The 25,754-nt window shown below is 59.3% G+C and carries 21 protein-coding genes and 1 other RNA gene; 19 read left to right on the top strand and 3 right to left on the bottom strand.

From position 1 onward, the window contains the following. The first annotated feature begins 28 nt into the window (after positions 1–28). Together purC and ACURWW_RS04750 are read left to right on the top strand one after the other, a co-directional pair. On the top strand, positions 29–742 hold the full coding sequence (gene purC / locus ACURWW_RS04755) for a phosphoribosylaminoimidazolesuccinocarboxamide synthase (RefSeq protein ID WP_445616670.1): 714 nt from the start codon (positions 29–31) through the stop codon (positions 740–742). A 165-nt stretch (positions 743–907) separates the two neighbouring features. Then, complete coding sequence (locus ACURWW_RS04750; protein ID WP_445616671.1) at positions 908–1,189, top strand: PilZ domain-containing protein; 282 nt, start codon at positions 908–910, stop codon at positions 1,187–1,189. Positions 1,190–1,228: 39 nt separating this feature from the next. Here the strand turns inward: ACURWW_RS04750 and ACURWW_RS04745 are convergent, their stop codons facing one another. Next, on the bottom strand, positions 1,229–1,582 hold the full coding sequence (locus ACURWW_RS04745; RefSeq protein WP_445616672.1) for a hypothetical protein: 354 nt from the start codon (positions 1,580–1,582) through the stop codon (positions 1,229–1,231). Positions 1,583–1,796: 214 nt separating this feature from the next. Here ACURWW_RS04745 and ACURWW_RS04740 point away from each other — a divergent pair, with 214 nt between their 5' ends. Together ACURWW_RS04740 and ACURWW_RS04735 are read left to right on the top strand one after the other, a co-directional pair. Beyond that, a complete protein-coding gene (locus ACURWW_RS04740; protein WP_445616673.1) occupies positions 1,797–2,459 on the top strand; it encodes an OmpA family protein in 663 nt (220 codons plus the stop codon). 160 nt (positions 2,460–2,619) lie between these two features. Next, entirely contained in the window at positions 2,620–3,669 is a 1,050-nt protein-coding gene (locus ACURWW_RS04735) for a class I fructose-bisphosphate aldolase (protein ID WP_445616674.1), read from the top strand. Between the two features lie 275 nt (positions 3,670–3,944). Here the strand turns inward: ACURWW_RS04735 and ACURWW_RS04730 are convergent, their stop codons facing one another. After that, on the bottom strand, positions 3,945–6,206 hold the full coding sequence (locus ACURWW_RS04730) for a TonB-dependent receptor (protein WP_445616675.1): 2,262 nt from the start codon (positions 6,204–6,206) through the stop codon (positions 3,945–3,947). Between the two features lie 158 nt (positions 6,207–6,364). On the opposite strand from ACURWW_RS04730, the gene ACURWW_RS04725 reads away from it, so the two are divergent. Further along, positions 6,365–7,054, top strand: coding sequence for a phosphatase PAP2 family protein (locus tag ACURWW_RS04725; protein WP_458618435.1), 690 nt, complete (start codon positions 6,365–6,367; stop codon positions 7,052–7,054). 145 nt (positions 7,055–7,199) lie between these two features. Then, positions 7,200–9,248: a TonB-dependent receptor gene (locus ACURWW_RS04720; RefSeq protein WP_445616677.1), complete on the top strand. Its 2,049-nt coding sequence runs from the start codon at positions 7,200–7,202 to the stop codon at positions 9,246–9,248. Positions 9,249–9,375: 127 nt separating this feature from the next. Here the strand turns inward: ACURWW_RS04720 and ACURWW_RS04715 are convergent, their stop codons facing one another. Next, a complete protein-coding gene (locus tag ACURWW_RS04715; RefSeq protein WP_445616678.1) occupies positions 9,376–10,767 on the bottom strand; it encodes a hypothetical protein in 1,392 nt (463 codons plus the stop codon). A gap of 290 nt (positions 10,768–11,057) precedes the next feature. Here ACURWW_RS04715 and ACURWW_RS04710 point away from each other — a divergent pair, with 290 nt between their 5' ends. The 13 genes from ACURWW_RS04710 to murC all read left to right on the top strand — a co-directional run bounded on the left by ACURWW_RS04710 (position 11,058) and on the right by murC (position 25,743). Then, positions 11,058–12,029 (top strand): alpha/beta fold hydrolase, encoded by a 972-nt coding sequence (locus ACURWW_RS04710; RefSeq protein ID WP_445616679.1) that lies wholly within the window; start codon positions 11,058–11,060, stop codon positions 12,027–12,029. A gap of 113 nt (positions 12,030–12,142) precedes the next feature. Continuing rightward, positions 12,143–12,527, top strand: an RNA gene (gene rnpB / locus ACURWW_RS04705) — RNase P RNA component class A. A 613-nt stretch (positions 12,528–13,140) separates the two neighbouring features. Beyond that, the gene (gene mraZ, locus ACURWW_RS04700) at positions 13,141–13,584 is read left to right on the top strand and encodes a division/cell wall cluster transcriptional repressor MraZ (RefSeq protein WP_445616680.1); all 444 of its coding nucleotides are present in this window, start codon (positions 13,141–13,143) and stop codon (positions 13,582–13,584) included. Between the two features lie 2 nt (positions 13,585–13,586). Further along, a complete protein-coding gene (rsmH, locus tag ACURWW_RS04695; RefSeq protein WP_445616681.1) occupies positions 13,587–14,525 on the top strand; it encodes a 16S rRNA (cytosine(1402)-N(4))-methyltransferase RsmH in 939 nt (312 codons plus the stop codon). Positions 14,526–14,568: 43 nt separating this feature from the next. Continuing rightward, entirely contained in the window at positions 14,569–14,880 is a 312-nt protein-coding gene (gene ftsL, locus ACURWW_RS04690) for a cell division protein FtsL (RefSeq protein WP_445616682.1), read from the top strand. Then, positions 14,880–16,688: a peptidoglycan D,D-transpeptidase FtsI family protein gene (locus ACURWW_RS04685; protein ID WP_445616683.1), complete on the top strand. Its 1,809-nt coding sequence runs from the start codon at positions 14,880–14,882 to the stop codon at positions 16,686–16,688. Before ftsL ends, ACURWW_RS04685 begins: the two co-directional genes overlap by 1 nt. Continuing rightward, entirely contained in the window at positions 16,688–18,232 is a 1,545-nt protein-coding gene (locus ACURWW_RS04680; protein WP_445616684.1) for a UDP-N-acetylmuramoyl-L-alanyl-D-glutamate--2,6-diaminopimelate ligase, read from the top strand. Before ACURWW_RS04685 ends, ACURWW_RS04680 begins: the two co-directional genes overlap by 1 nt. After that, the gene (locus tag ACURWW_RS04675) at positions 18,229–19,590 is read left to right on the top strand and encodes a UDP-N-acetylmuramoyl-tripeptide--D-alanyl-D-alanine ligase (RefSeq protein WP_445616685.1); all 1,362 of its coding nucleotides are present in this window, start codon (positions 18,229–18,231) and stop codon (positions 19,588–19,590) included. Before ACURWW_RS04680 ends, ACURWW_RS04675 begins: the two co-directional genes overlap by 4 nt. Next, positions 19,591–20,673, top strand: a complete 1,083-nt coding sequence (gene mraY, locus ACURWW_RS04670) for a phospho-N-acetylmuramoyl-pentapeptide-transferase (protein WP_445616686.1) — start codon at positions 19,591–19,593, stop codon at positions 20,671–20,673. Between the two features lie 14 nt (positions 20,674–20,687). Beyond that, positions 20,688–22,043 (top strand): UDP-N-acetylmuramoyl-L-alanine--D-glutamate ligase, encoded by a 1,356-nt coding sequence (gene murD, locus ACURWW_RS04665; protein ID WP_445616687.1) that lies wholly within the window; start codon positions 20,688–20,690, stop codon positions 22,041–22,043. Continuing rightward, entirely contained in the window at positions 22,040–23,239 is a 1,200-nt protein-coding gene (gene ftsW, locus ACURWW_RS04660) for a putative lipid II flippase FtsW (RefSeq protein ID WP_445616688.1), read from the top strand. The genes murD and ftsW overlap by 4 nt, the downstream gene beginning before the upstream one ends. After that, positions 23,229–24,302, top strand: a complete 1,074-nt coding sequence (gene murG / locus ACURWW_RS04655; RefSeq protein ID WP_445616689.1) for an undecaprenyldiphospho-muramoylpentapeptide beta-N-acetylglucosaminyltransferase — start codon at positions 23,229–23,231, stop codon at positions 24,300–24,302. Before ftsW ends, murG begins: the two co-directional genes overlap by 11 nt. Continuing rightward, positions 24,295–25,743, top strand: a complete 1,449-nt coding sequence (gene murC, locus ACURWW_RS04650) for a UDP-N-acetylmuramate--L-alanine ligase (protein ID WP_445616690.1) — start codon at positions 24,295–24,297, stop codon at positions 25,741–25,743. The genes murG and murC overlap by 8 nt, the downstream gene beginning before the upstream one ends. The last annotated feature ends 11 nt before the right edge of the window (positions 25,744–25,754 follow it).

The raw sequence follows: 25,754 nt of genomic DNA, 5'->3' as shown, positions 1-25,754 counted from the left end.
AAGGCGTGCCCTTGACCGAAGGTGTGAGATGGAAAAACGCGAAGAACTTTATGCGGGGAAAGCCAAGTCAGTGTACACAACCGAAGATGCGGACCACCTGATTCTGCATTTTCGAAACGACACGTCGGCCTTCGACGGCAAAAAGGTGGCACAACTGGAGCGCAAGGGCATGGTGAACAACAAGTTCAATGCCTTTATCATGGGAAAGCTCGAAGCGGCTGGTATTCCCACCCACTTCGAGAAGCTGCTCTCGGATGAGGAATCCCTGGTCAAGCGCCTGAAGATGATCCCGATCGAATGTGTGGTACGCAACATTTCGGCAGGTTCGTTATGCCGTCGGCTTGGCGTTGAGGAAGGCAAGGATCTGAATCCCCCCACCTTCGAGTTCTTCCTGAAGAACGACTCTCTGGGTGATCCCATGGTCAACGAATACCATATTGCATCCTTTGGCTGGGCGACCAGGGATCAGGTGGAGAAAATGAAGGAACTCACGTTCCGGGTGAATGACGTACTCAAGCAGTTGTTCATCGAAGGCAATATGCTGCTGGTGGATTACAAGCTGGAGTTCGGGGTAACCAGCGATGGCGAAGTTGTTCTCGGTGACGAATTCACGCCGGACGGCTGCCGCCTGTGGGACACGGAAACCCGGGAAAAACTTGATAAGGACCGGTTTCGCCAGGATCTTGGCGACGTGGTGGAGTCCTACGAAGCCGTTGGGCGCCGCCTCGGCGTTCAGATATAGCAGGCCAAACAGGGCACTGGAAACCGGTGAACGTGGGGCAGCCCCGTAGCCGGTTCCGACCGTCCGCAGCAGGTGGTGGACGGTAACGGCAAAAGCCACCGAGAATGTTCGCGGGCGCCCCCGGCGCACTCCCATGTTCTGCAAGTAATACCAGGAGATTCCGCCTTGGACGAAAGACGGCGTTTTGAGCGTAAATCCACTTCAATCCGGGTGGAAATCATGCACCCGGCATTCGGCACCATTGTGGGCTTCACCCAGGACATTTCCGATGGTGGCGCTTCGGTGCTGATCGAGAATCAGCCCAATCCGCCGGTCGGCACAATCGTGAAGGTGCGCTTCCGGCGCATGGTTGGAGCCATCAACGAAGAACCCGTCGCCATGAAGGTCATGCATCATCACCGCAATGTGATTGGCCTCATGTTTACCCCCCAGGTCGCGACCTCCTAGCCCCTGTTGGTGCCGTGCCCTCGGGGCTGACAGCTCGGATCAACGGCAGTGCTCGGGCCGTTCGATCCGCAACTGTTCGCCTCTCAGTTCTTCCAGAGTGTCCGCATCCGCGCAGGACAGGCGGGGATTGCCTGCCAATCGAAGCTCCCTGAGCCGATCCGCCTCAAACAGGGGTTGAAGCCGAACCACCTCGTTGTTACTTAGATCCACCCGCTCCAGATTCGTGAACTGCTGCAAGCCGTCCAGATTCTCAATCCCGGCGCTTGTACACGCAAGCAGCGTCAATTCCTGGGCGTCGGCGATCTGTTGATCGCTGAGGGTCTGTTCGACGCAGGCAGCCAGATTCTGGTCGGCAATCTGCTCCAAAACCGGCGCCGGTGGAGGCTCATACACAGGCTGTTCATTAAGTGTGACAGCGTACCGGCCGCAAGCCGCCAAAAGGCTCAAAATGGAACAAAAGACGAAATAGCGCGTTCTATTCGCAAAAGGCACGGAAATTCACTCGAGTCACCGGGAGTTTGAGGCTACTATTCGCCGCGGGCGGGCACAAGGCATACCGGTGACGATGGCGCAGAATCTTTTTGGAAAAACAATTGGAGTATCAAGCATGCAAGGTTTGAAGAGTCTGATTTTATTGGCAAGCCTCGGTCTGTTTGCCGCAGGGTGTACAACAGTTGATCCCTATACCGGTGAGCAAAAAACCAGCCGTACGGCCCAGGGGGCTGGTGTGGGTGCGGTTTTGGGCGCCGTGGTGGGAGCCGCCTCGGCCAGCGACGAGGACCGCCGTAAAGGGGCGGTTACCGGGGCCGTTGCGGGCGGCGCCATTGGTGCCGGCGTGGGTAATTATATGGACCGTCAGGAGGCACAACTTCGGCAACGGCTGCAGGGCAGCGGGGTTCAGGTCCGACGGGTGGGTGACACCATCGAGCTGGTAATGCCGGGCAATGTGACATTCGGAACCGATCGCAGCGAGATCCGCGCCGACTTCTTTGAAGTGCTCGATTCCGTCGCCGTCGTACTCAAGGAGTTTGATCAAACGGCGATCAAGGTATCCGGCCACACGGATTCCACCGGATCGGACCGCTACAACCAGACTCTGAGTGAGGAGCGGGCCAGCAGCGTACGCAGCTATCTGCTCGGCCGCGGCATTGTTGCCGGGCGGGTACAGGCAGTTGGATACGGCGAGCGCTACCCTGTCGCCAGCAATGACAGCGAAGCCGGCCGTCAACAGAATCGCCGGGTGGAGCTGGAGTTGATTCCGCTCACCTAATTCACGGTAGAAACGGACAGATGCGAAAAGCGGCTGAAAATCAGCCGCTTTTTTTTTGCGTCTTTGAAGGATGCTTTGATCTGGAGCAGCCTGTACAGCCACGATGAGTGGTTAGATTGGTGGCTTTAATCGTCGTTAACATGATGATCGGGGGCAAAGCATGCATGACATCACGGAGATTCTGGGTGACGAAGCGGAACCCTTGCTCAGCTATCAGTGCAGGGGGATCAGTAAGGACCGGCTGCATCTGCCTGGCCCTGAGTTTGTCGATCGGGTTGTGGCGAACGGTGATCGGTCGCCGGTGGTCATGCGCAATTTGCAGGCGCTGTTCAATCACGGTCGTTTAGCGGGTACGGGTTATCTTTCCATTCTGCCGGTGGATCAGGGCATCGAACATTCCGCCGGGGCTTCCTTCGCCATCAATCCGGACTATTTCGATCCTGCCAATATTGTTGAGCTGGCCTTGCAGGGCGGATGCAATGCGGTGGCTTCTTCTCTGGGGGTGCTCAGCGCCGTCGCGCGGCTCTATGCGCACAAGATTCCGTTCATCATGAAGCTCAACCATAACGAGCATCTCTCGTATCCCAATGTGTACGATCAGACCTATTTCGCCAGCGTGGAGCAGGCCTATGAGATGGGTGCGGTGGCGGTCGGTGCAACGGTTTACTTCGGCTCGGAGCAAAGTCGACGGCAGATTCAGGAGGTGAGCATGGCGTTCGAGCGTGCTCACGAGTTGGGGATGGCAACTGTTCTGTGGGCCTATTTGCGCAATTCGGCGTTCAAGACGCCGGAGCAGGATTTTCACACGGCGGCGGATCTTACTGGGCAGGCCAATTATCTTGCGGCCAGTATTGGCGCGGACATTGTCAAGCAGAAGCAGGCGGTCTCCAACGGGGGTTATACGGCGTTGAAGTTCGGCCACACTCACGCGAAGGTGTATGACGAGTTATGTCCGGATCATCCTATCGAGCTGACGCGCTATCAGGTGGCGAATTGTTTTATGGGGCGTGCGGGGATGATCAATTCCGGCGGCGCTTCGGGCGAGAATGATCTTCAGCAGGCCGTGCGGACGGCGGTGATCAATAAGCGCGCCGGGGGTATGGGGCTCATTTGCGGGCGAAAGTCATTTCAGCGTCCCATGAAAGAGGGCATTGATTTGCTGCACGCGATTCAGGATGTTTATCTGGATGATGGTGTGACGATTGCGTAAAGGGAGATAGTTGCGCTTCCTGGCCCGTTTGGATTGGGCGATCAGGTGCGTGCCAGGGCGGGAGTTCGGTGTTGGCTCCTGTGACACGCCGTGAACCCGTCCCTGGGGGCTCTTCGCCAGCATCCCTGCTGGCGAAGGTCACAGGAGCCAACACCGAACTCCCGCCTGCGATATCGGAGTGCTTCGGTTGCTTGGGGTCAGGTTTATCGCCTTACCCGGAATTGTGGCGGCTTCTTGCGATGTGCCCCTAGAACGCGAGATACAGAGCAATTACCTCACCAGGAGTATTGAGCTCCTAACCAGGCTCCGCGTGGTTCCCCCGGGCTGACGAAACGGTTGTTTCCGGAGTCAAGACCTGGGGTCACTTCGTCCGGTTCGCCGTAAAGACCAAAAGATTCGTATTCTGCGTCCAGGAGGTTGTTGATCGACAGGAATAATCGCAATGCCTGGGTGGGGCGGAGGTCGAGTGTGGTGTTGAGGACGGCGAAGCTGTCTGTTTTGTTATCGAGGTTGCCCTCGTCGCCGCGCAGGTAGACACCGCTTTGGTAATGAGCGTCCCAGCGCCAGCTCAGGGTCGCGGTGATCGTCCATTCGCTCGCCAGAGTGAGGTTGTGTTCCGGGAGTCCGGGCAAGCGGTCGCCCGCCTGGACTGGAATGCGATCGTCGACCGCCAGGGGGTGATTGGGGCTGCTCACCAGGAAGTCGTCTTCGAATGTAGCGCGAAGCCAGGTGTATTGCAGGGTCCAGCGCAGGTTCTCACTGCCGGTTTCCACCTGGGTGGCTAGACCGAGGCGCCGGGTATCGCTGGCGTTGGAGAAGAAGCCCTCGTTGGATGAAACTCCGCCGGTGGTCTGAAAGACGATGTCGTCATCGATGTCGCTGAGGAATGTGTTCAGGCTCCAGTGGGTCGCCTCGTTGATATTCTGGCGCAGACCCAATTCGAGATTGCGGGCCACGACCTTGTTCAGGGGTGGGTCCGCGAGGAAGGTGTTGGGAAGGGTGCAGGGCGCGTCCGGATGGGAGCACGCGAGTTCGACGGGGGTCGGGCTGCGTGAGGATTGACTGAGGTTCCCATAGAGCTGAGTGAACTCCGAAAGCCCATAGCGCAAACCCAGGCCGCCATTGAATCCGGAGAACCGGTGATTGCCGTCCAGCGCGGGGTTTTCGCCGCTCCGATCTTCGGTTTTCACCTGATTTGTGTCATAGCGCAGGGTGAAGGTCAGTTCGCTGCGTTCGGTGGGGGCGAAGGCGTCGATCCAGTACAGTGCTGCTGACTGGATGCGAGTGTCCAGCACGGTGGCGCCTTCAGTGTCGTAGCGACCGGACCGGGTGGTGGAGCGGTCGTCGCGAAGTCGGGCGAACTCCACGGCCGACTGGAACCCGGTCGTACCCCGGTAGAAATCGACCCCAAAGTTGCTCTGGTGCTCGGAAGCGCCCAGCCGCCAGCGGTGGTGATACTCCAGCGTCGCTCCCCAGCTTTCCTGTTCCCGCTCTCCGATGTTGTTGATGGCGTTGTAACTGTCATCCACAAAATCACCGTACTGGTCTTCCACGGGATCGGGCTCATCGTCTTCGCACAGCAGACCGTCCAGCGGTGGGTTGCATTCCTCGAACTCGGAGCCGTCGCCGTTGAATGCGTCGGTGGTGTTGCTGCGCAGAAACAGGTTGCCCCGCACAGAGGATTGTTCATCGAGGTCCAGGCCCAGTTGGGTGCTGAGCATGGCGAGGTTGTTTTCGGTGATGTCCGGATGGGTAAAGACCGCCATGCGGTCTTCGCGGTCCAGCAACTGCTCGGGCGCAGCGCCGTTGCCGTGCAGGTCCGTGTCCCCCAGCAGGACGAACACATCCCAGCTCAGATCGTCGTCACGCAGGCTGAGCGCACCGTAGCCGGTGTAGGCGCTGGAGGGAGAATGATCGCGCCAGCCATCTTCCTCGAATCCGTCCAGAGCCAGAAAATAGCCCCAGCGGCCGTTGTTGCCGCCGCTGCTGAGGGCCACTTGATGGCGGCCGAAGGATCCCGAGCTGGCACGCAGTTGCCGGGTCGGATCGTCGAAGCCGGTTTTGGTGTCGAGCAGCAGGCTGCCTCCGAGGGCGTTCAGGCCGTAAGCGCCGTTGGCACCGGAGACGAGTGTGGCGCGATTCAGGAACGAGGCGCTCAGCAAGTCCCAGTTGATGGTGTCCCCAAAGGGCTCGTTCACTCGTACGCCGTTTACATAGGCGGCGATGCCCTGAGGTGCGCCGAGCAGCGGGGAGGCGGAAAAGCCGCGAACCTGCAGATCCGGCTGCAGCGGATTGTTCTGTGCATGGTTGACGGAGACTCCGGTGGCCCTCCGGTCCAGCAAGTCGGCCAACGAGTTATAGTGGTCCTGACGCAGATCCTCAGCGTCGAAGGTCTGGAGTTGATAAGGAAGTTCGGGACCGACCTCCGCGCCGGAAAGGGGCGAGGAACCGGTCACGGTAATCTCTTCCAGTGGCGTGGCGAACAGGGGCAATGGTGACAGGGTCAGGAGTAGAAACGGGTAAATGCGCAGAGACATGCAACGATCCAGGTTTACAGTCGGCGGGTGAACCGGGGATTATGCCGGCCGGGGCTGTTAACTTCCAGGCTGTCCCGTCGCCGGAGTACGGTCGAAACATTTCTTATCTGTAACAGCGAACAATCTGCACAGGAAGATTCATGGATAGGCGGGGTGTCGTGAATTTTGTACGCAGCGAATACGCATTGCTGGCGCTGCTGGTTCTGATTGTGGGCGGCGCCTGGGGATTCATGGAACTGGCGGACGAGGTGCTGGAAGGGGAGACCCACAGGCTGGACGAAGTCGTATTGCTTGCCATGCGCAATCCCGCCGATCTGTCGGATCCGCTCGGGCCCGGTTGGGTGGAGGAGGTGGGCCGCGATGTGACGGCTCTCGGAGGTCTTGCGATCGTCGGTTTCATTTCGATCGTGGCGGTGGGTCACATGATGCTGCGCGGGCGACACCGCGGGGCGCTCTATGTGGCACTCACCGTCGGTGGGGGAATACTGGTGAGCACTCTGCTGAAGAGTGGCTTCGACCGACCGCGTCCGGACCTGGTCCCGCACGGAGCGACGGTGTATACCGCCAGCTTTCCCAGCGGTCATTCGATGATGTCCGCAGTGGTTTACCTGACCCTCGGGGTGCTGCTTGCGCGCCTGGACTCCCGTCCCGCATTGCGCATTTACGTGCTCGGCGTGGCGATCTTTCTCACCATTGCGGTGGGTATCAGCCGGATCTATCTGGGGGTGCACTGGCCCACGGATGTTTTGGCGGGCTGGACGGCGGGCGCCACCTGGGCTTTGCTCTGCTGGGCCGGTGCCGACATTCTGCAAAGGCGGGGCAGGCTTGAGGCCGCGGAAAAGCCGTAAAGGCCGCGAGGCACGGTCGATTGCCGGCAAGAGTTGCGTCGATTTACAGAGCTTAACCGAGCCGCGCTATCGGCGTGTGGCGGGCAAATGCTCCTTTTTGCTATGGTTCCGCGCGATGAATCACTGACAGCGAGCGGAACTGAACATGCGAATGCCTTACCTCGTTTCCACCCTGCTTCTGGCCCCGTCCCTGGCGACCGTGGCTCAGACCCCCTCCATCGATGAAATCGTTACCACGGCACAGCGCCGGGACGCCCAGTTCGATACGGCGGGCAATATTGCCCGGCTGAACCAGGAGACGCTGGAGCAGATCGGTCATCTCCATATCCAGGACGCCCTGGTCCGGGTTCCGGGAGTGAGCTTTCATCAGGGTGACGGGCAGGAGTACCTGCCCTCCATTCGATCCGCCGTGATGAGCGGGGCAGGCGCCTGCGGCGCCTTTCTCACGGCCCAGGACGGGGTGCCGCTGCGTGCCGCCGGCTTTTGTAACATCAACGAACTGTTCGAGGCCTATACCGAACAGGCGGCGAGGGTGGAGGTTGTCCGTGGGCCCGGTAATGCCCTTTATGGTTCCAATGCCCTGCATGGCGTGATCAACGTGATCATGCCCTCCGTGCCCGCTGAAGCGGAATCCCGCTTCGGGGTGGAACTGGGTTCCAACGATTATCGCCGGGAGGACTTCTATTACGGGACCCGCAGTGGCGATCAGGGGGTTCTGGTCAATCTGACCACCACCCACGATGGTGGATGGCGTGACGACGCCTATTATGACCAACAGAAGCTCCAACTGCGCCACGAGGTGGAACTGGACAATTGGTCCATTACCACTACCTTCGCGGCAACCAATCTGAACCAGGAAACCGCAGGGTACATCGAAGGTTACAAAGCCTACGAAGACGATGATCTGATCACGACAAACCAGAACCCCGAGGCTTACCGGGATGCGCAGTCGTTTCGCCTGTACTCGCGGATGGCCCGACAGGTTTCCGACACCCAGAGTTTTGTGATCACGCCCTACGTGCGCAAAACGGAAATGGAATTCCTGCAGCATTTCCTGCCGCAGACACCGCTGGAGGAAAATGGGCAGGACAGCGCCGGTTTCATGTTCACCTGGTATGACGATGTTTCCAACCGCGTTCAGTGGCTAGCGGGCTTTGATGCGGAGCTGACCGATGGCTGGCTGAGAGAAACCCAGAGCGCCCCGACCATGGGCCCGTTTCCCACGGGCCGGCATTATGACTTCCAGGTGGATGCACTGCAGATGGCCCCATTCGCACAGCTGACCTGGGGCTTTGCCGACCGCTGGCGTTTGACTGCGGGGCTGCGCTACGAAATCATGCGCTACGATTACGATAACAAGATGATTGCCGGGAATACCGCAGCCGATGGAACGCCGTGTGCGCCGGCCGATGGATGTCGCTATAGCCGCCCCGCAGACCGCAAGGACGACTTCGACAACTGGTCGCCACAAGTTGGATTGCTGTTCGATCTGACTGAATCACAGCAGCTTTTCGTGAACGTCGCCAACGGCTTCCGCGCGCCCCAGGCGACGGAGCTGTATCGCCTGCAAGGCGGGCAGCAGATCGCCCACCTGGACCCGGAAGAGGTGCTCAGCCTCGAACTGGGCGCAAGAGGAGGATGGGATGGTTTCAGGTATCAGTTCAGCATCTACGCAATGGAAAAGGAAAACGTGATTTTCCGGGACACCAATCTGCGCAACAACCTCGGGGATGGCGAGACCGATCACCTGGGTGTGGAACTCGAGCTTGGCTATCAGCTGTCCGAACGGTGGGATCTGGGATTGGTCGCCAACTACGCGGAGCACGAGTACGCCAATGATCAGTCGCTCAGCCGTCAGAGTATTGCCGGCAATCAGGAGGACTCGGCGCCCCGGCACTTCGGAACGGCGCACCTCGGCTGGCAAATTGGAGGCGGCGCGCGCGCCGAGCTTGAGCTTGTTCACATGGGCAGTTATTACACGGATCCGGAGAACCGGCACCATTACGACGGCCACGATCTGTTGAATTTGCGCAGTCAATGGGATGTGAGCAAGGCGGTGCGACTGAGTTTGAATATTCTCAATCTCACAGACGAGAACTACGCGAACCGCGCAGACTGGACCGGCTTTGGCGGGGATCGCTACTTCCCGGGGCAGCCACGATCCGCGTATTTCGGAGTGGACTTGCGGTTCTGATGGCCGCCCATTTAGCCGGACACCACTATTGAGGTTTTAAGGATCAGACAAAAAAGGGGCGTGCCGATGGCACGCCCCTTTTTTTACGGCCAATGAGTTGCTCATTCGACCGGTTGTTCACTGCAGATCAAAGATAGTCAAGCAGCGACTTCTTATAGTAGGTCAGTTGCAAACGGGTGGGCCGTGAAGCATCCACAAAAAACAGATAAATCTCGCCCTCGTCGGCTTCCGGTATTTCGATTCGGAAGCTGCTGCGATTGATTTTGACGGACTGTCGCCCACTCTGCACTTTCAGTTCCGCTCTGTACTGGTCCTGTCCCAGATGTTCCATTTCGGCACTGTCCAGGGAGTTGCCGCTGATTGTGAAGCTGGCACCGCCGGCCTGAGGCTGCCCCGCATTCAATTCGCTGAGCAGCCCTGCATGTTCTCGTGCAATCTCCAGTGCGTAGGCGTCCTCTTCCGACAGTTGTATCAATTCACCGGAGGCGAGTTCGACGGTCTCCAGTTCAGGCTCTGTGGAGCGCTCCTTGCGCGTGGCGAGGACCGGTTCCGTACCGCGATAGGCGAGCAGGGATTTCTTGAAGTAATTTGCTTTCAGGCGATGGCGGTCACGGGCGTCCACAATGAATACATAGGTCTCCCCCGCGTTTTCCGTAGAGATGGTGGCCCGGAATCGCAAGCTGTCGATTCGAAAACGCTGTGAACCACTGGGGAGTACCACTTCAGCCTGGTATTGGTCCGCTCCAAGGTGAGTGAAGGGAACATTCTCAATGTCGGAACCGCTGAGTTCCAGGCTGGTGTAGCGGGGATTGGTGCCGGGCTTGGAGGCAACCAGTTTTTCCACGCGGTCCATAGTGGCGGTGGCCAGTTGGAACGCTTCATAATCGGCGGAGGAAAGCTCAGGCTTCGCCGCTCGTTGCGGCTCGGGCGCAGCGCTCGCAACTGCTTCGGATTGGGTCGAAGCGGCTGGAGCCTTCTGCTCAGGAGCGCGAATCGGTGCAGGTGTTCCGGCGGTGGCCTTCGGTGTCGGGGCGGCCTGGGCTGCAGCAACCCGGCGCCGCTGCTCGGAGATCCGCCGCTTGAGCTGGGTCACGTCGTTCTCAACCTGTGCGATATCTTCCTGCAGATTGTCTCGATAACGCTGGTAGCGTTCGAGCATGCGAGTTTCGCTACGCACTCGCCGTTCGAGCATTCTTACGGCGTGCTCCTTCAAGGGGATTTCCCGTTCCAGCTTCGGCGTAGGGTCGGAAGCGGCCTGCTCTTTCAGCTCGGCAAGTTCCTTTCTGCCCGTGGCGAGCTCGCGCTCAGCGTTCTGAACTTGCGCTTGCGCGTCCGCGAGTTTGGGCGGATAGGTTCCCATTTCGGTCTGCATTTCGTTCAGACTGGCTTCCTGTTTGGCCAGGCTCTGTTGCAGTGCCTGTAGCCGTTGCTGTTCTTCCGCGACCGTCGCTGCAACGGCCCACTGGGCGAAAAGAAAAAGCGTAAGACACGCAATAGTTGATTGAGCTAATCGGAGCATCCTTAAGAACCTTTTTGGTTGGTCTTGCGAGTTCGGGCGCCATTATGCGTACACCGGGAGCTATGGCAATAGCTCAGCAGGGTTGAGATGGAGATAATCGGTATTCGTGAAATAACTTATACGCGTAGTAAAGGCGTTTTGCGGAATTTATGCGCTGTGAGAATAACTGCGGGCAAGACTCTCACGGGTTTGGAAAAAGGATTATAGTCGAGCCTGGGCCTGCAAGGCTGCGACTTCGCCGTTTCAGGCGGTAAAGAAGTGTGTATTCAACCCAAACAAAAGGAGTTTCCATGAGCGGGCACGACGCTATTCTACTGCGCACCATTGAAAGCCACGGAATCACGGCGCGCATCGCCGACAAAGGGGAGGGGCCCCTGGTCTTGATGCTTCATGGCTGGCCGGAATCGTGGTACTCGTGGCGGCACCAAATCAGGGCACTGGCCGAAGCGGGATACCGGGCGGTCGCGCCGGATATGCCGGGCTACGGAAGCACACAGGCGCTGCCTTCCGTAGAAAGCTACAACGTTCGTGAGCTGGCGGCCTTCGTGGTGGGAGTGATCGACGCAGTGGGGGAAACGGAAGCCATACTGGTGGGCCACGATTGGGGCGCGGCCATCGCATGGTCCACGGTTCAGCTTTATCCGCACCGATTTCGCGCTCTCGTCAACATGAGCGTTCCTTTATGGGGGCATCCACCCGTTCCGCCCACTCGCATTCTGCGCAAGCGATTCGGGGACAATTTTTTCTACCAGTTGTATTTCCAGGACGAAGGAGTGGCCGAAGCGGAGTTTGACGCGGACCCGCGGGCAATCCTCTTTCGGCTGCTTGCCTCGCCGGACAGCTTCCGCAATCAGCCGGAGGTGGAAGACCCACATAAAGATGCGGGTGGCTGGATTCCCCGCCTGGGCGAGCCCCGCGAACGGCCCGACTGGCTCAGCGAGGAGGACCTGGAATACTTCGTGGCCGAGTTTCAGCGGGCCGGCTTCCGAGGCGGGATCAATTATTACCGAAACATTGATCGGAACTGGGAAATCATGGCTGAGTTCGCGGATCGCACCATTGATCTGCCGTGCCTCTTTCTGGCGGGCGAGAAGGACATGGTGATCATGGGGGCCAGCCGCGAAGCGCTGCTGAAATCCCTTGGTGCAAGAGTCACCGATCTGCGGGATGTAATTCTCCTGCCGGGTATCGGCCATTGGATTCAGCAGGAAGCGGCGGCGGAAACCAACCAGACAATCATCGGCTTCCTGAAAACGCTGTAGCCATGTCGTGTACCACCCGTTCGCATCGAAGGAGCGTGCCCCGCTCGGTTGGAGCGATGGTCGTGCCCATACCGTCTTGCACTTTCCCGGGCTGCGAGCTAATCTCCGCGCTCGGAGTCGGCTCGGCAGTCGCTGCGACTTTGGCTGGTCAGCTCGTTTTGTGTTGTCCGGCGGGTCGTGGAGGAAAGTCCGGGCTCCACAGGGCAGGGCGCCAGGTAACGCCTGGGGGGCGTGAGCCTACGGAAAGTGCAACAGAAAGGATACCGCCTCACCTCGGTTCGCCGGGGTGCGGTAAGGGTGAAAAGGTGCGGTAAGAGCGCACCGCGCAGCTGGTAACAGTCTGTGGCGATGGTAAACCCCGTCCGGAGCAAGACCAAATAGGGATCCAATGGTGCGGCCCGCACTGGATCCGGGTAGGTCGCTTGAGGTGCATGGTGACATGCATCCCAGATGAATGACTGTCCCCGACAGAACCCGGCTTATCGGCCGACTCCGATTTTATTGCCCGGCAGTGTCATTCACGAGAATGAATGACTGCCCCCGACGCTTTCTCCTGAGAGAACGCGGCTTATCGGCCGACTCCGATTTTATTGCCCGGCAGTGTCATTCACGAGAATGAATGACTACCCCCGACGCTTTCTCCTGAGAGAACGCGGCTTACAGGCCGACTCCGAACATCGATTGGACCATCACCTCGTCCCCAACTCAGAGGGAGCGGAACAAGCTAGCATTTATAACAATTCATAATAAACTCGCTGGCAGATTCCCCGAAATAATCTTACTCTTCAGACATTACTTTAAGTGTGCGGTATAGCACGCTGAATTCGATTCATCTTCTTCTTTTTTCGTGCCTCAGAATTGCCACATTTTGCCTCCGGTCTTCCGTGATTTACCCCGAAATTTCAATGTTTTAGCGCGATGCTGGCTTGACTTTGATCAGTGCCAACTTATAGTAGCTTCGGTGGTAAAAAGTGGGAAAAAGTAGGTTTCAGCGGTAAAAAGTAGAACTAAATAGCGGAATCGTGGCGATTTTTGGCAATCCCGCCTTGGCTACTTCCGAGCCAGTGCGGCATACGGCCCCATCGGGGCAATCAGGCGAAAGGTGCAATCAGTGTTTCTCGGTAGTCATGCCATCAACATGGATGCCAAAGGGCGATTCGCCGTGCCGACCAAGGTGCGGGAGTCGCTGCTGTCCGTCTGTGATGGCCGCCTGGTGATTACTGCCCACGCTGAAGAGCGCTGCCTGCTCGTCTACCCGGAGCCCCAGTGGCAGGAACTGCTGCCCAAAATCGAGGCCCTTCCCAACCTGAATAAGGCCGCAAGCCGGTTGCAGCGACTGCTGATCGGCTACGCCTGCCCCATGGAGATGGATGGCAGCGGTCGACTTTTGCTGCCACCCACGCTGCGTGATTACGCCAGCCTCGAAAAGAAGCTGATGCTGGTGGGGCAGGGCAAGAAGCTCGAGTTGTGGAGTGAGGAGCGCTGGAACGCCTGGTTGGATGCCTCGGCAGCCGACGAGGAGATGAGCGCTGAAATGTTGTCGTTGTCCCTGTAGACATGAATCAAGAAAAAACTCCACACACCACCGTCCTGCTGCAGGAAGCGGTATCCGCCCTGATTATTGATCGGGATGGTTTCTATGTAGACGGTACGTTTGGCCGCGGCGGCCACAGCCGGGCGATTCTGGCCGAGCTCTCGGACAAGGGCCGATTGCTGGGGGTCGACAAGGATCCGGCGGCCGAAGTGGCCGCACAGGAGTTTGCGGAGGATTCGCGGTTCGAATTCGCCCGCGGTTCTTTCACCAGTGTGCGCCGACTGGTGGAACAACGAGGGCAGCTTGGTCGGGTCAGTGGTGTTTTGCTGGACCTGGGTGTTTCCTCGCCCCAGCTGGATGAAGCGGAACGCGGCTTCAGTTTTTCCCAGGGGGGACCGCTGGACATGCGCATGGATCCTTCGCAGGGCATGAGCGCGGCCGATTGGATCGCCACGGCCAAGGAGGCGGAGATTGCGCAGGTTTTGAGGAGTTACGGCGAGGAACGGTTCGCCCGACGAATTTCCCGGGCCATCGTGGCAGCGCGCATGGCCGCGCCCATCGAGCGAACCGACCAGCTCGCACGCATTGTAGCCGAAGCCCATCCGGCCTGGGAGCCGGGCAAGCACCCGGCAACGCGGAGCTTCCTCGGCATTCGCCTGTTCATCAACCGGGAGCTGGAGGATCTGGAGGAATTACTCAGTCAAGTCGTCGAGGTGCTGGCTCCCGGTGGTCGACTGGTGGTGATCAGTTTCCACTCTCTTGAGGATCGAATCGTCAAGCGATTCATCCGGCGGCAAGCCAAAGGAGAGGACTTGCCGCGCGGTCTGCCGGTCACCGAAGACAAGCTGAACCGGACCATGAAAGCAATCGGCAAGGCTCAGCGACCCGGTGACCAAGAGGTAAATGAAAACGTCCGCGCACGCAGCGCCATCATGCGTGTGGCCGAAAAGCTGGCCAAATAGCCTGCTCAACGTACCGGGCAAAACCGCGAGGCGAGGACTGGATATGGACAGCAAGCGAGTAAATACAAGCGAAGGCCTGCGGCGCTTCAATCGAAACGCGCTGGTGGTCGGTATTCTCTGGCTGATCATTATGGTCAGCGGCATCGCTGTTGTGTACGCAAATCACCTCAGCCGTCAACTGCTCAGCGAGCTGGAGACAAAGCGTCGAGTGGGGGCGGAGCTGCACGTGGTGTGGGGCCAGTACCTGCTTGAGCAAAGCACCTGGGCGGCCTACAGCCGTGTGCAAAACGTAGCCGCTGATGAGCTGGAGATGGGAACGCCGGCCCAGGAGCAACTGGTGGTCATCCGCAACTGATGAGTAAAGCGACCGTGCCGAAAAAGAAGCAGCAGAAGACGAATCGTCGGGCGAGTAACGCCATGCGTTCGCCTGCGTCTCAGCCGGTGATCATGCGCTGGCGCTTGCTGGCGACCGTCGGAATCTGCGCAATTCTGGCAACCGCGCTGTTGTGGCACATCGCACGTCTGCAGGTACTCCCCAGTACCGAACGGGGCTACAAGTTTCTTCAGACCCAGGGGCAGGCCCGTTCCCTGCGGGTGGAAGTCATCAATGCGAACCGGGGGGTTATCACGGATCGCAACGGTGAGCCCTTGGCTGTGAGCAGTCCGGTTCTGTCGGTTTGCGCCAATCCGCAAGTGCTGATGGAAGCGCGGGACCAATGGCAGCCGCTGGCTGAAGCGCTCGGAGTGCCGCCCCGTGAGTTGGCTGACCAGATCAACCGTTACTCGCAACGCGAATTCATGTATCTGCGCCGTCACCTGGCGCCAGCGACCGCTCAGGAAATTCTCGAGCGGGATTTCCCGGGTGTGTTTCCACAGCAGGAATATCAGCGGTTCTATCCGGCTGGTGAAGTCGCCGCCCACCTCGTGGGGTTTACCAACATCGATGATGCTGGCCAGGAGGGGATCGAGCTGGCCTACGAAACCTGGTTGCGCGGCACACCGGGGGCCAAGCAGGTGATGAAGGACCGGCGCGGCCGCACGATTGAAGAGGTGAGACTCCTGAACGCCGCTCAGCCGGGGAAGGATCTGAGCCTGAGCATGGACCTGCGCCTGCAATACATGACCTACCGTGCCCTCAAGTCAGCGGTGACCCAGCACGATGCGGTTTCCGGGTCCGCAGTGATTCTCGACAGTGCCACCGGTGAAGTTCTGGCGATGGTGAACCAACCCTCGTTCAACCCCAACAACCGCCGCAGTGTTTCGGCGGCTGCGGTGCGTAACCGGGCGATGACGGATCTGTTTGAGCCGGGCTCCACCATGAAGCCGCTCACCGTGCTGGCGGCCATGGAGACCGGGAAATACAAGCCGCACACCACAATCGACACCAGCCCGGGCTACGTGCGCGTGCCGGGCAAGATTTTCCAGGATCCGGTCAACTATGGGGTCATGGATGTGACGAAGGTGATTACAAAATCGAGCAACGTGGGCACCACCAAAATCGCCATGGACCTGGATCCGGATTACGTCCGGAATTTCTTTTTTCGCATGGGCCTTGGTCAGAGTACGGGCAGTGGCTTCCCGGGAGAATCCACCGGGGATCTGCCCAACCACAGCCCGTGGTCCGCGGTGGAGCGGGCCACCTTTGCCTTTGGACACGGACTTCAGGTTACCACTCTGCAGCTGGCCCAGGCTTACAGCGTAATTGCCAATGGCGGGCAGCGAAAACCTGTGTCGCTGTTGCGGCTAGGTGAGAACGAAAGTCGGCAAATGCCCGTGGAGCGGGTGCTCGATGAACGGCTGGGCCGGCAGATGCTGGCTATGATGGAAACGGTTCTGGAGCCCGGCGGCACGGCCACACGCGCGCGTCTGCAATCCTATACCGCTGCCGGAAAAACCGGCACTGCGCGCAAGGTGGAAGGCGGCGATTACTCCTATGATGCTGCGTTCTCGGTATTCGCGGGCATAGCGCCTGCCAGCGATCCGCGAATCGTGGTGGTGGTTATGATTAATGAAGCGCGCAAGGGATATTCCGGCGGGGGCGAAGTGGCCGCTCCGGTATTTGCCGACATTGCCGAGAATGCATTGCGAATTCTGCAGGTCGCTCCCGACAAGAGCGAGGCACAGTTTACACAGCATTCGGAGAACAAGGGGCCCTTGTCGTGATGACTCAACAAGATACCAAACCCGGCAAGCCGCTCGCGGATCTGCTGCAGAACAAGTGGCTTCCTTCTGATGTGGGTGAGGCCACCGTTGGTGGTTTGTGTCTCGATCATCGCAAGCTGAATCCCGGTGATCTGTTTATTGCGATTGCGGGTACACGCCTCGACGGCCGTCAGTTCATAAACGACGCAATCCAGGCTGGCGCCGGGGCGGTGGTTAAAACTGCGGAAAGTGACGAAGAAAAGATTCGCTGGATCGGTGCCGTACCGGTTGTTCCTGTTGCAAAGCTGGGCGATGAGGTCAGCGCTATTGCGGGTGAGTTTTACGGGCATCCGTCCCGATCCCTGAATGTGCTCGGCGTCACCGGAACGAACGGGAAAAGCACCTGCAGCCACTTGCTCGCTCAACTGTACGACCTGCTCGGCCAGCCATCCGGTGTGGCCGGGACTCTGGGCTACGGGCTGATGAGCGCGCGGTCCGCTTCCATGACGGATCTGGTGGACACCGGGCTCACCACTGCCGACCCGATTGCCAGTCAGCGGATTCTCGCGGAATTGAAAGACCAGGGGGCGAAAACTGTGGCTATGGAGGTGTCCTCCCACAGTCTGGATCAGGGCCGGGTGGCAGACATCCGCTTTGCAGCGGCCCTGTTCACCAACCTGACTCGCGATCATCTGGATTACCACGGATCGATGGAAGAGTACGGGCTCGCAAAGCGTCGGCTGTTCCAGCACAAGGGCCTGGATTGCCGGGTAATCAATCTGGATGACGCCTTCGGTCGCGAGCTTGCCAGCGAGTTTAGTGGCGACACCGCCGTTCCGTCGTTCACCTACGCTCTGGGCGCCTTAGAGGCCGACATCCACTTGCGCAACATAACGCACCTGCGGGGCGGTGTTCGCGCCGATATCGTCACCCCTTGGGGCGAAGGCGAGCTGCGCAGCGGTTTGCTGGGTGATTTCAACCTGAGCAATGTGCTCGGCGTCGTGGGTGTTTGCTGTGCTCAGGGCCACGCTCTGAACGACGTGCTTCGCGCGCTCCCGCAGCTGAAACCGGTGCCGGGACGAATGGAGCAGGTCTGTGAAGACTCGGAGATCAACGTCATCGTCGACTATGCGCACACGCCGGACAGTCTGGAACAGGCGCTGAAAGCGCTGCGGGATCATGTGCCTGGCAATCTGGTATGCATTTTCGGATGTGGCGGCGATCGTGACCGAGGCAAGCGACCACTGATGGCCGAGGCGTCCGAGCGGAGGGCCGATCAGGTGATCGTCACCAGTGACAATCCCCGCAGCGAAGTTCAGTCAGCAATCGCAGACGACATCCGGGCGGGTTTTCAGCGTCCGCAGGACGTCCGGTTTATCGATGATCGCAGTGAAGCCATCAAACAGGCGATCCTCACGGCGCAACCCGGAGACTGCGTACTGATTGCCGGCAAGGGGCACGAAACCTATCAGCAGGTGGGCGACAACCGACTTCCGTTCAGTGACGTCAAACAGGCCAGGCTCGCTTTGCTCGCGCGCAACGGAGCGGAGGGAAGCACCACATGATGGGCGAGTTTCTGCTAAGCGAAGTGGCAGGCGCATTGGGCGGTTCCTTGCCCTTCGGCGATTGCCGCTTTTCCCGGGTCTGTACTGATACCCGGGCACTCCAGCGCGGTGACCTTTTCGTCGCCCTGCGCGGCGAGCGTTTCGATGCACATGAATTTCTGCAGCAAGCCCGGGATCAGGGTGCCTGCGGGCTGGTGGTGGAAAAAGCCGAATCCGCAATGGATTTGCCCCAATGGGTAGTGGACGACTCCACCGTCGCCCTGGGCCAGCTTGCCCGGCTCAACCGGGAACGATTCAACGGGCCAGTGGTTGCCATTACCGGCTCGGGCGGCAAGACCACGGTCAAGACCCTGCTCAGCAATATTCTGGGCCGGTGCGGTCACGTTCTGGTGACCCAGGGTAATCTCAACAACCAGATCGGTGTGCCGCTCACCTTGTTCCAAATTACCCCGGAACACGATTTCGCCGTAATTGAAATGGGCGCGAGCGGCCCGGGAGAGATCGCCTACCTGGTTTCGCTGGCGAAACCTCAGGTGGGGCTGGTGAACAACGCCCTGCGGGCCCACGTGGAAGGATTTGGCTCGCCCGAGGGCGTGGCCAGGGCCAAAGGCGAAATGTTTGCAGGTCTTGCGTCCGATGGGGTTGGGGTGGTCAATCTCGATGACCCGGCGCTGGATATCTGGCGGGAGCAGATCGGTGCGCGCAAACGTCTCGGATTCAGTGTCGCCGGGCGCACAGCCGATGTGTCTGCGGCGGCTATTACCGAGACCGCAGAAGGGTGTGGACGCTTTACCCTGCGCGCCGGAGCCGATTCGGTGGCCGTTCAACTCAGGCTGGTCGGTCGCCACAACATTGCCAACGCACTTGCCGCAGCCGCCTGTGCCCATGCCCTGGGTATCGATCTGGAGACGATCCGGTCGGGACTCGAGGCGAGTGACGCGGTAACGGGACGAATGGAAAGCAAGCCTGGCGTGGCGGGATCGACAATCATCGATGACAGTTACAACGCCAATCCCGATTCCGCTCGCGTTGCCGTAGATGTTCTAACCCGCCGCACGGGACGCAGAATCCTTGCGCTCGGCGACATGGCGGAACTTGGACCCGACGCAGACAAACTGCATCGGGAGCTGGGTGATTACGCCCACCACGCGGGAATCAACACCCTGGTCGCTGTGGGCCCCCTGAGTCGGGGCGCCTGCGAGACCTTTGGAGAAGGAGCTCATCATTTTGACGATCATGATCAAGCTGTCGAATTCATCAAGCCTTTGCTGAGTGACGAGACCACTGTCCTGGTAAAAGGCTCGCGCTCTTCGCGCATGGAAAGAGTCGTGGCGGCGCTCATCTCTGGAGAACAATAAATGCTTCTGTTGCTCGCCGAATACCTACAGCAGTACATCAACGCATTCGCGGTGTTTCAGTACCTGACGTTCCGGGGCATCCTCGGTGTGCTGACCGCACTTGGCATGTCCCTGATACTGGGCCCGTGGATGATTCGCCGGCTGAACATTCTTCAGATCGGTCAATCAGTGCGCGATGACGGCCCCGAATCCCATCTGTCAAAAACCGGAACGCCCACCATGGGCGGGACCCTGATACTCGCATCCATTTTCGTGAGCTCCCTGTTGTGGTCGGATCTGTCCAACCGGTATGTGTGGGTGGTGCTGCTGGTTACCGCGGTTTTCGGAGCGGTGGGCTTTGTGGATGACTATCGAAAAGTCATCGAGCGCAATTCACGGGGCTTGTCCGCACGCTGGAAGATGTTCTGGCAGTCCATCGGCGGCCTCGGGGCCGCGATCTTTCTTTATGTATCCGCCGTGGATCCGGTGGAAACCACGCTTTATGTGCCGTTCTTCAAGAATGTTGCCATCGACATGGGCATCTTCTATGTGGTGTTCACCTACTTCGTCGTGGTTGGCTCGAGCAATGCGGTGAACCTGACCGACGGCCTGGATGGGCTGGCAATCATGCCCTGCGTGATGGTGGCGAGTGCGCTGGCGATCATCGCGTATCTGGTGGGCCACGTGCAGTTCGCCGACTACCTGAACATTCCCTATGTGGCCGGTACCGGTGAGCTGGTGATCTTTTGCGGTGCATTGGGCGGCGCCGGGCTCGGGTTCCTGTGGTTCAACACCTACCCCGCCCAGGTTTTCATGGGTGATGTGGGGGCACTGGCCCTGGGGGCCGCTTTGGGGATCATCGCCGTCATTGTGCGTCACGAGATCATCCTGTTCATCATGGGCGGCGTGTTTGTGATGGAAACGGTTTCGGTGATCTTGCAGGTGGCGTCCTTCAAGCTGACGGGCAAACGAATTTTTCGAATGGCTCCACTGCACCACCACTACGAACTGAAGGGCTGGCCCGAGCCGCGCGTGATTGTGCGGTTCTGGATCATTACGGTCATGCTGGTGCTGTTCGGCCTGGCCACATTGAAACTACGTTAAGGAACGAGCGCGGAATGCCGGAGCTTATCGCCAGCAGCGAATTGACCGCGATCATCGGTACGGGGGAGACCGGGCTGTCGGTCGCCCGTTATCTGGCGTCGAAGAACCAGCGTTTCGTGATGTTTGATACCCGGCAAGCGCCGCCAAATCTGGAGCGCGTCAAAGCAGACTTCCCGGATGTGCGCCTCGAGCTGGGCGACCTCCGTGCGACGAGCCTGCAACACGTAACCCGGGTTATTGTGAGTCCCGGTGTATCACCGGATGAGGCCGCTCTGCGCGAAGTCCGCGAGCGAGGGGTTCCGGTGCTGGGTGACATCCAGTTGTTTGTGAATGAAATCAGCGCTCCGTTGGTGGCCATCACCGGCTCCAACGGGAAGAGCACGGTTACCACTCTGGTCGGCGAGATGCTGAAAACCGCCGGAATGCGGGTGGCCGTAGGTGGCAATCTGGGAACTCCGGCATTGGATTTACTCGGAGAAGTCGAGCCGGATGTTTATGTGCTGGAACTGTCCAGCTTCCAGCTGGAAACCGTGGACTCGGTCAATGCTGAAGTGGCGACCATCCTGAATATCTCGCTGGACCATCTGGATCGGCATGCAGGGCTGCTGGATTATCACCGCATCAAACAGCGTGTGTATTTTGGTGCGAAAAAAGTTGTGGTGAACAGGGAGGATCCACTCACCCAGCCGCCGCTGCGGCCGGATCAGGTGTTGTGCAGTTTTGGTCTCGACCGGCCCGATCTCGGACATTTCGGCCTGATCGAGGAGGGTGGTGAAAGCTGGCTGGCCTTCGGCCTGCAGAAATTGCTGTCAGCCAAAGAGCTCAGGCTTCAGGGCCGACACAATCTGGCCAATGCGCTCGCTGCTTTGGCGATTGGGCATCATATGGGTGCAGATGTGCAACGGATGCTGGAGACGCTTCGCAGGTTTCCGGGGCTCGTCCATCGCTGTCAGTGGGTGGGAGAACGAGATGGAATTGATTTCATCAACGACTCCAAGGGCACCAATGTTGGCGCTACCCTGGCGGCGATTCAGGGTTTGGCCCGCACACCAGCACGACTGATTCTGATCGCGGGCGGTGAAGGAAAGGGTGCGGACTTCTCCGAGCTGGCGCCGGTGATGAAGGAGAGCCTGCGGGCTCTCGTGAGCATCGGCGTTGACGGCGAGCAGATTGCGACAGTCGCTCGGTCAGTGGGCGTCAACGTCATCGCCGCGTCCAGCATGGAGGACGCCGTACACAAAGCGGCCACGGCCGCCGAACCGGGCGACGCGGTACTGTTATCGCCGGCTTGTGCGAGCTTTGACATGTTCAGTAGCTACATGGATCGGGGAGAGCGTTTTATGGCCGCGGTGGAGGAGCTGACCTCATGATCGCAGTCCTTACGCGCCCCATGGTATCGATTGGCCTCCGGCCCCCAGCGAACCTTGAGCTGGACTGGGTCCTGCTCGGACTGGTCATCACCCTGGCTTCCGCCGGAGTGCTGATGGTCGCTTCGGCCTCCATGAGTCTGTCGGAGTCCGTTTACGGTTCGCCCTGGTACATTCTTCAAAAGCACGCTGTGTTTCTCAGCATGGGCCTGTTTGCGGCCGCCATGCTGGCCCTGGTGCCGGCGCAGCTTTGGCAGCAGTACGGTTGGGTTCTTCTGCTGCTCACACTGGTATTGCTGCTGGCGGTCTTGATACCCGGTCTGGGTAAACGGGTGAACGGCAGCCAGCGCTGGCTGATGGTGGGGCCGATTTCAGTCCAAGCCTCTGAAGCTGCGAAGCTGCTGATGGTTATGTTCTTTGCGAGTTATCTCGCCCGCCGTCATCACGAATTGAAGTCCACGTTGAAAGGCGTCATTAAACCGCTTCTGATTGTCGGATTGGTCGTGGGGCTGCTGTTGCTGGAACCCGACTTCGGTGGTTCGGTTGTACTGGCGGGAACCATCTTCGCGATGATGTTCATCGCAGGCATGAAGTTGTGGCACTTTCTGGGGCTCGTGGCATTGGGCACGGGGCTCCTGAGTATGGCCGCGATTTTCTCTCCGTACCGGATGGAACGTCTCGTGACCTTCCTCGACCCGTGGGCGGACCAGTTCGACAGTGGCTATCAGCTCACCCAGTCACTGATTGCGTTCGGTCAGGGCGAATGGTTTGGCGTGGGCCTGGGCCGCAGCGTACAGAAACTTTTCTACCTGCCCGATGCCCACACGGACTTTATTTTCGCGATCGTGGCCGAAGAATTCGGTCTGCTGGGCGCCGCGGTTCTGATTGTGCTCTTTGGGGCACTGGTGTGGAGAATCTTTCTGATCGGACAGCGAGCCATTCGTCACGACAACCACTTCGCCGGTCTCGCCGCGTTCGGGATCGGGATTCTGTTTGCAGGTCAGGCCTTCATCAACATGGGAGTTGCTTCAGGTTTGCTGCCGACCAAGGGGCTGACCCTGCCTTTTGTGAGCTACGGCGGCAGCAGTCTCATCATCAGCTGCATGCTGATCGGGATTGTGTTGCGTCTGGATTGGGAGTTGTCGCAACCGGTTTCATCCCGGCCGCCCAGAAAGGGGAGGGCGCAACGTGGCCGCTGAACGAGTGTTGATCATGGCGGGCGGAACCGGGGGGCATGTGTTTCCCGCGCTGGCCGTTGCATCGGAGCTGATGGCTCAGGGTGTTGCGGTCGAATGGCTGGGCACTGCGCGCGGTATCGAGGCCGACCTGGTGCCAAAGGCGAACATAAAACTGCACTACCTCAGCATCGCAGGTTTGCGCGGCAAGGGCCCGAAAGCGTGGTTCAGTCTGCCGGTAAAACTAAGCACCGCGGTCTGGCAGGCCCTGGGAGTCATCCGTACATTCAAGCCCGATGTGGTCCTGGGGCTTGGTGGTTTTGCGTCGGGTCCGGGCGGACTTGCGGCCAGGCTGGCCGGCATACCCCTGGTGATCCATGAGCAGAACGCCGTTGCGGGAACCACCAACCGGTGGCTTGCGAAGATTGCACAGCGGCGTCTCGCGGCTTTTCCGGTAAAACTACCCGCCGCGGAGCAGGTAGGAAACCCGGTGCGCAAGGACATCAGTGCTCTGCCGGAGCCCCAGCAGCGCCTCGCGGGGCACACGGGTCGACGTCGTCTGCTGGTTCTGGGCGGCAGCCTGGGCGCACTGAAACTGAATCAACTTTTACCGCAGGTTCTGGCGGACATGGACGCTGAGGATCGCCCTGATGTCTGGCACCAGACCGGCCCCAGGCACCTGCAGGTAACACTGGATGGGTATGCGGACGCAAACCTCGAGGGGAGAGTAGAACCTTTCATCGAAAACATGGCGGAGGCCTATGGCTGGGCGGACCTGGTTCTGTGCAGGGCAGGGGCTTTGACCGTTTCAGAGATCACGGCGGCGGGGATCGCTGCTTTCTTTGTGCCCTACCCCTATGCGATCGATGATCATCAGACCCTGAACGCCCGCTGGTTGGTGGATAACCAGGCTGCCGTGTTGATGCAAGAGCGCGACATGGACGCCGAGCGCCTCAGCGCGGAGTTGAAAAAATTGCTCGCATCGCCCGAGCACCTGCTTGAGATGGCGGTCAACGCGCGCAAGCTCGCGCACCCTGAAGCCGCCACCCGAGTGGCCCGAATCTGTATGGAGGCCGCCAATGGCTGAACCGAACAAATCGCCGGTTGCGAGCGAGATCCCCGAGATGCGACGCATCCGCCGTATTCACTTCATTGGCATCGGCGGTGCGGGCATGAGCGGCATTGCGGAAGTTCTGCATAACCAGGGCTACGAAATATCTGGCTCCGACCTCAGAGAATCCACCACAACCTTGCGCCTTCAGGAGATGGGGCTGACCATCCTCATCGGCCACCGGGTCGAGAACGTCAGCGGCGTGGACGTGGTCGTGAACTCCTCCGCCGTTGACGAGAGCAACCCGGAGATCATGGCCGCCCGCGAGGCGCGGATTCCAATCGTTCGCAGAGCAGAGATGCTGGCTGAGCTGATGCGCTACCGTCATGGCATTGCGGTCGCAGGCACCCACGGGAAAACCACAACCACCAGCCTGATCGCCAGCATTTTCGCCACAGCAGACAAGGACCCGACCTTCGTGATCGGCGGTCTGCTCAATAGCGCCGGCAGCAATGCAAAACTGGGCACCAGCCGCTACCTGATCGCCGAAGCCGATGAAAGCGACGCATCCTTTCTGCATTTGCAGCCAATGGTCGCTGTGGTCACCAACATTGACTCGGACCACATGGATACCTACGAAGGCGACTTTGCAAAACTCAAGAGCACCTTCGTCAGCTTCCTGCACAACCTGCCGTTCTATGGCCTTGCCGTGCTGTGCGGAGATGATCCGGTTATTGCAGAGATCGTTGATCAGGTGGGCCGACCGGTACTTACCTACGGCTTCTCCGAAGGCTGCGATTTTCGCGCGAGTGATATACAGCAGGACGCGTTACGCACACGGTTCAAGGTCTCGCGTCCGGAGGGTAAGGCACCGCTGGACATCACTCTCAATATGCCCGGACATCACAACGTTCTGAATGCCACGGCTGCCATTGCGGTTGCCACCGATGAAGGTTTGAGCGATGAAGCCATCCAAAAGGGGTTGGCCAATTTTCTCGGGGTGGGGCGCCGCTTCCAGGTTTACGGGGACTATCCGGTGGGCGATCCCCAGGGAGCGAAGGGAACGGCGATGCTGGTGGACGACTACGGCCATCATCCTCGCGAAGTGGCTGTCACCATCGAAGCGATCCGCAAGAGCTGGCCCGAGCGAAGGCTCGTCATGGTGTTTCAGCCACACCGCTATTCTCGTACCCGGGATCTGTTTGAAGATTTCGTGGACGTGCTTTCAAGGGTGGATGTGTTGATTCTTCTGGAAGTGTACCCGGCGGGCGAAGAGCCGGTGGCCGGGGCAGACAGTCGTCACCTCGCACGCAGTATTCGCAACCGGGGCCACGTGGATCCCATTTTTGTCGAGGGCATCGATGGGGTGCCCGAAGTCATCAAGGACATTGTAGAGCCGGGGGACATTGTGATCACCCAGGGCGCCGGCAACGTCAACGCGCTGGCTGTTGAACTGGCCCGGCGTCAATTGCGATAGGTTGGATGGTC

The sequence above is a fragment of the Gilvimarinus sp. F26214L genome (assembly GCF_054401055.1).
Note: the sequence above shows the minus strand (reverse complement) of the source record. Positions and strands in the feature narration are given on the sequence as shown.

Excerpts from the sequence above, each read along its gene's own strand:
- mraY (WP_445616686.1), top strand. The coding sequence starts at position 19,591 with ATGCTTCTGTTGCTCGCCGAATACCTACAGCAGTACATCAACGCATTC.
- ACURWW_RS04715 (WP_445616678.1), bottom strand. The coding sequence starts at position 10,767 with ATGCTCCGATTAGCTCAATCAACTATTGCGTGTCTTACGCTTTTTCTT.
- ACURWW_RS04710 (WP_445616679.1), top strand. The coding sequence starts at position 11,058 with ATGAGCGGGCACGACGCTATTCTACTGCGCACCATTGAAAGCCACGGA.
- ACURWW_RS04730 (WP_445616675.1), bottom strand. The coding sequence starts at position 6,206 with ATGTCTCTGCGCATTTACCCGTTTCTACTCCTGACCCTGTCACCATTG.
- rsmH (WP_445616681.1), top strand. The coding sequence starts at position 13,587 with ATGAATCAAGAAAAAACTCCACACACCACCGTCCTGCTGCAGGAAGCG.
- ftsW (WP_445616688.1), top strand. The coding sequence starts at position 22,040 with ATGATCGCAGTCCTTACGCGCCCCATGGTATCGATTGGCCTCCGGCCC.
- ACURWW_RS04680 (WP_445616684.1), top strand. The coding sequence starts at position 16,688 with ATGACTCAACAAGATACCAAACCCGGCAAGCCGCTCGCGGATCTGCTG.
- ACURWW_RS04675 (WP_445616685.1), top strand. The coding sequence starts at position 18,229 with ATGATGGGCGAGTTTCTGCTAAGCGAAGTGGCAGGCGCATTGGGCGGT.
- ftsL (WP_445616682.1), top strand. The coding sequence starts at position 14,569 with ATGGACAGCAAGCGAGTAAATACAAGCGAAGGCCTGCGGCGCTTCAAT.
- ACURWW_RS04685 (WP_445616683.1), top strand. The coding sequence starts at position 14,880 with ATGAGTAAAGCGACCGTGCCGAAAAAGAAGCAGCAGAAGACGAATCGT.
- purC (WP_445616670.1), top strand. The coding sequence starts at position 29 with ATGGAAAAACGCGAAGAACTTTATGCGGGGAAAGCCAAGTCAGTGTAC.
- murD (WP_445616687.1), top strand. The coding sequence starts at position 20,688 with ATGCCGGAGCTTATCGCCAGCAGCGAATTGACCGCGATCATCGGTACG.
- ACURWW_RS04740 (WP_445616673.1), top strand. The coding sequence starts at position 1,797 with ATGCAAGGTTTGAAGAGTCTGATTTTATTGGCAAGCCTCGGTCTGTTT.
- murC (WP_445616690.1), top strand. The coding sequence starts at position 24,295 with ATGGCTGAACCGAACAAATCGCCGGTTGCGAGCGAGATCCCCGAGATG.
- ACURWW_RS04720 (WP_445616677.1), top strand. The coding sequence starts at position 7,200 with ATGCGAATGCCTTACCTCGTTTCCACCCTGCTTCTGGCCCCGTCCCTG.
- ACURWW_RS04735 (WP_445616674.1), top strand. The coding sequence starts at position 2,620 with ATGCATGACATCACGGAGATTCTGGGTGACGAAGCGGAACCCTTGCTC.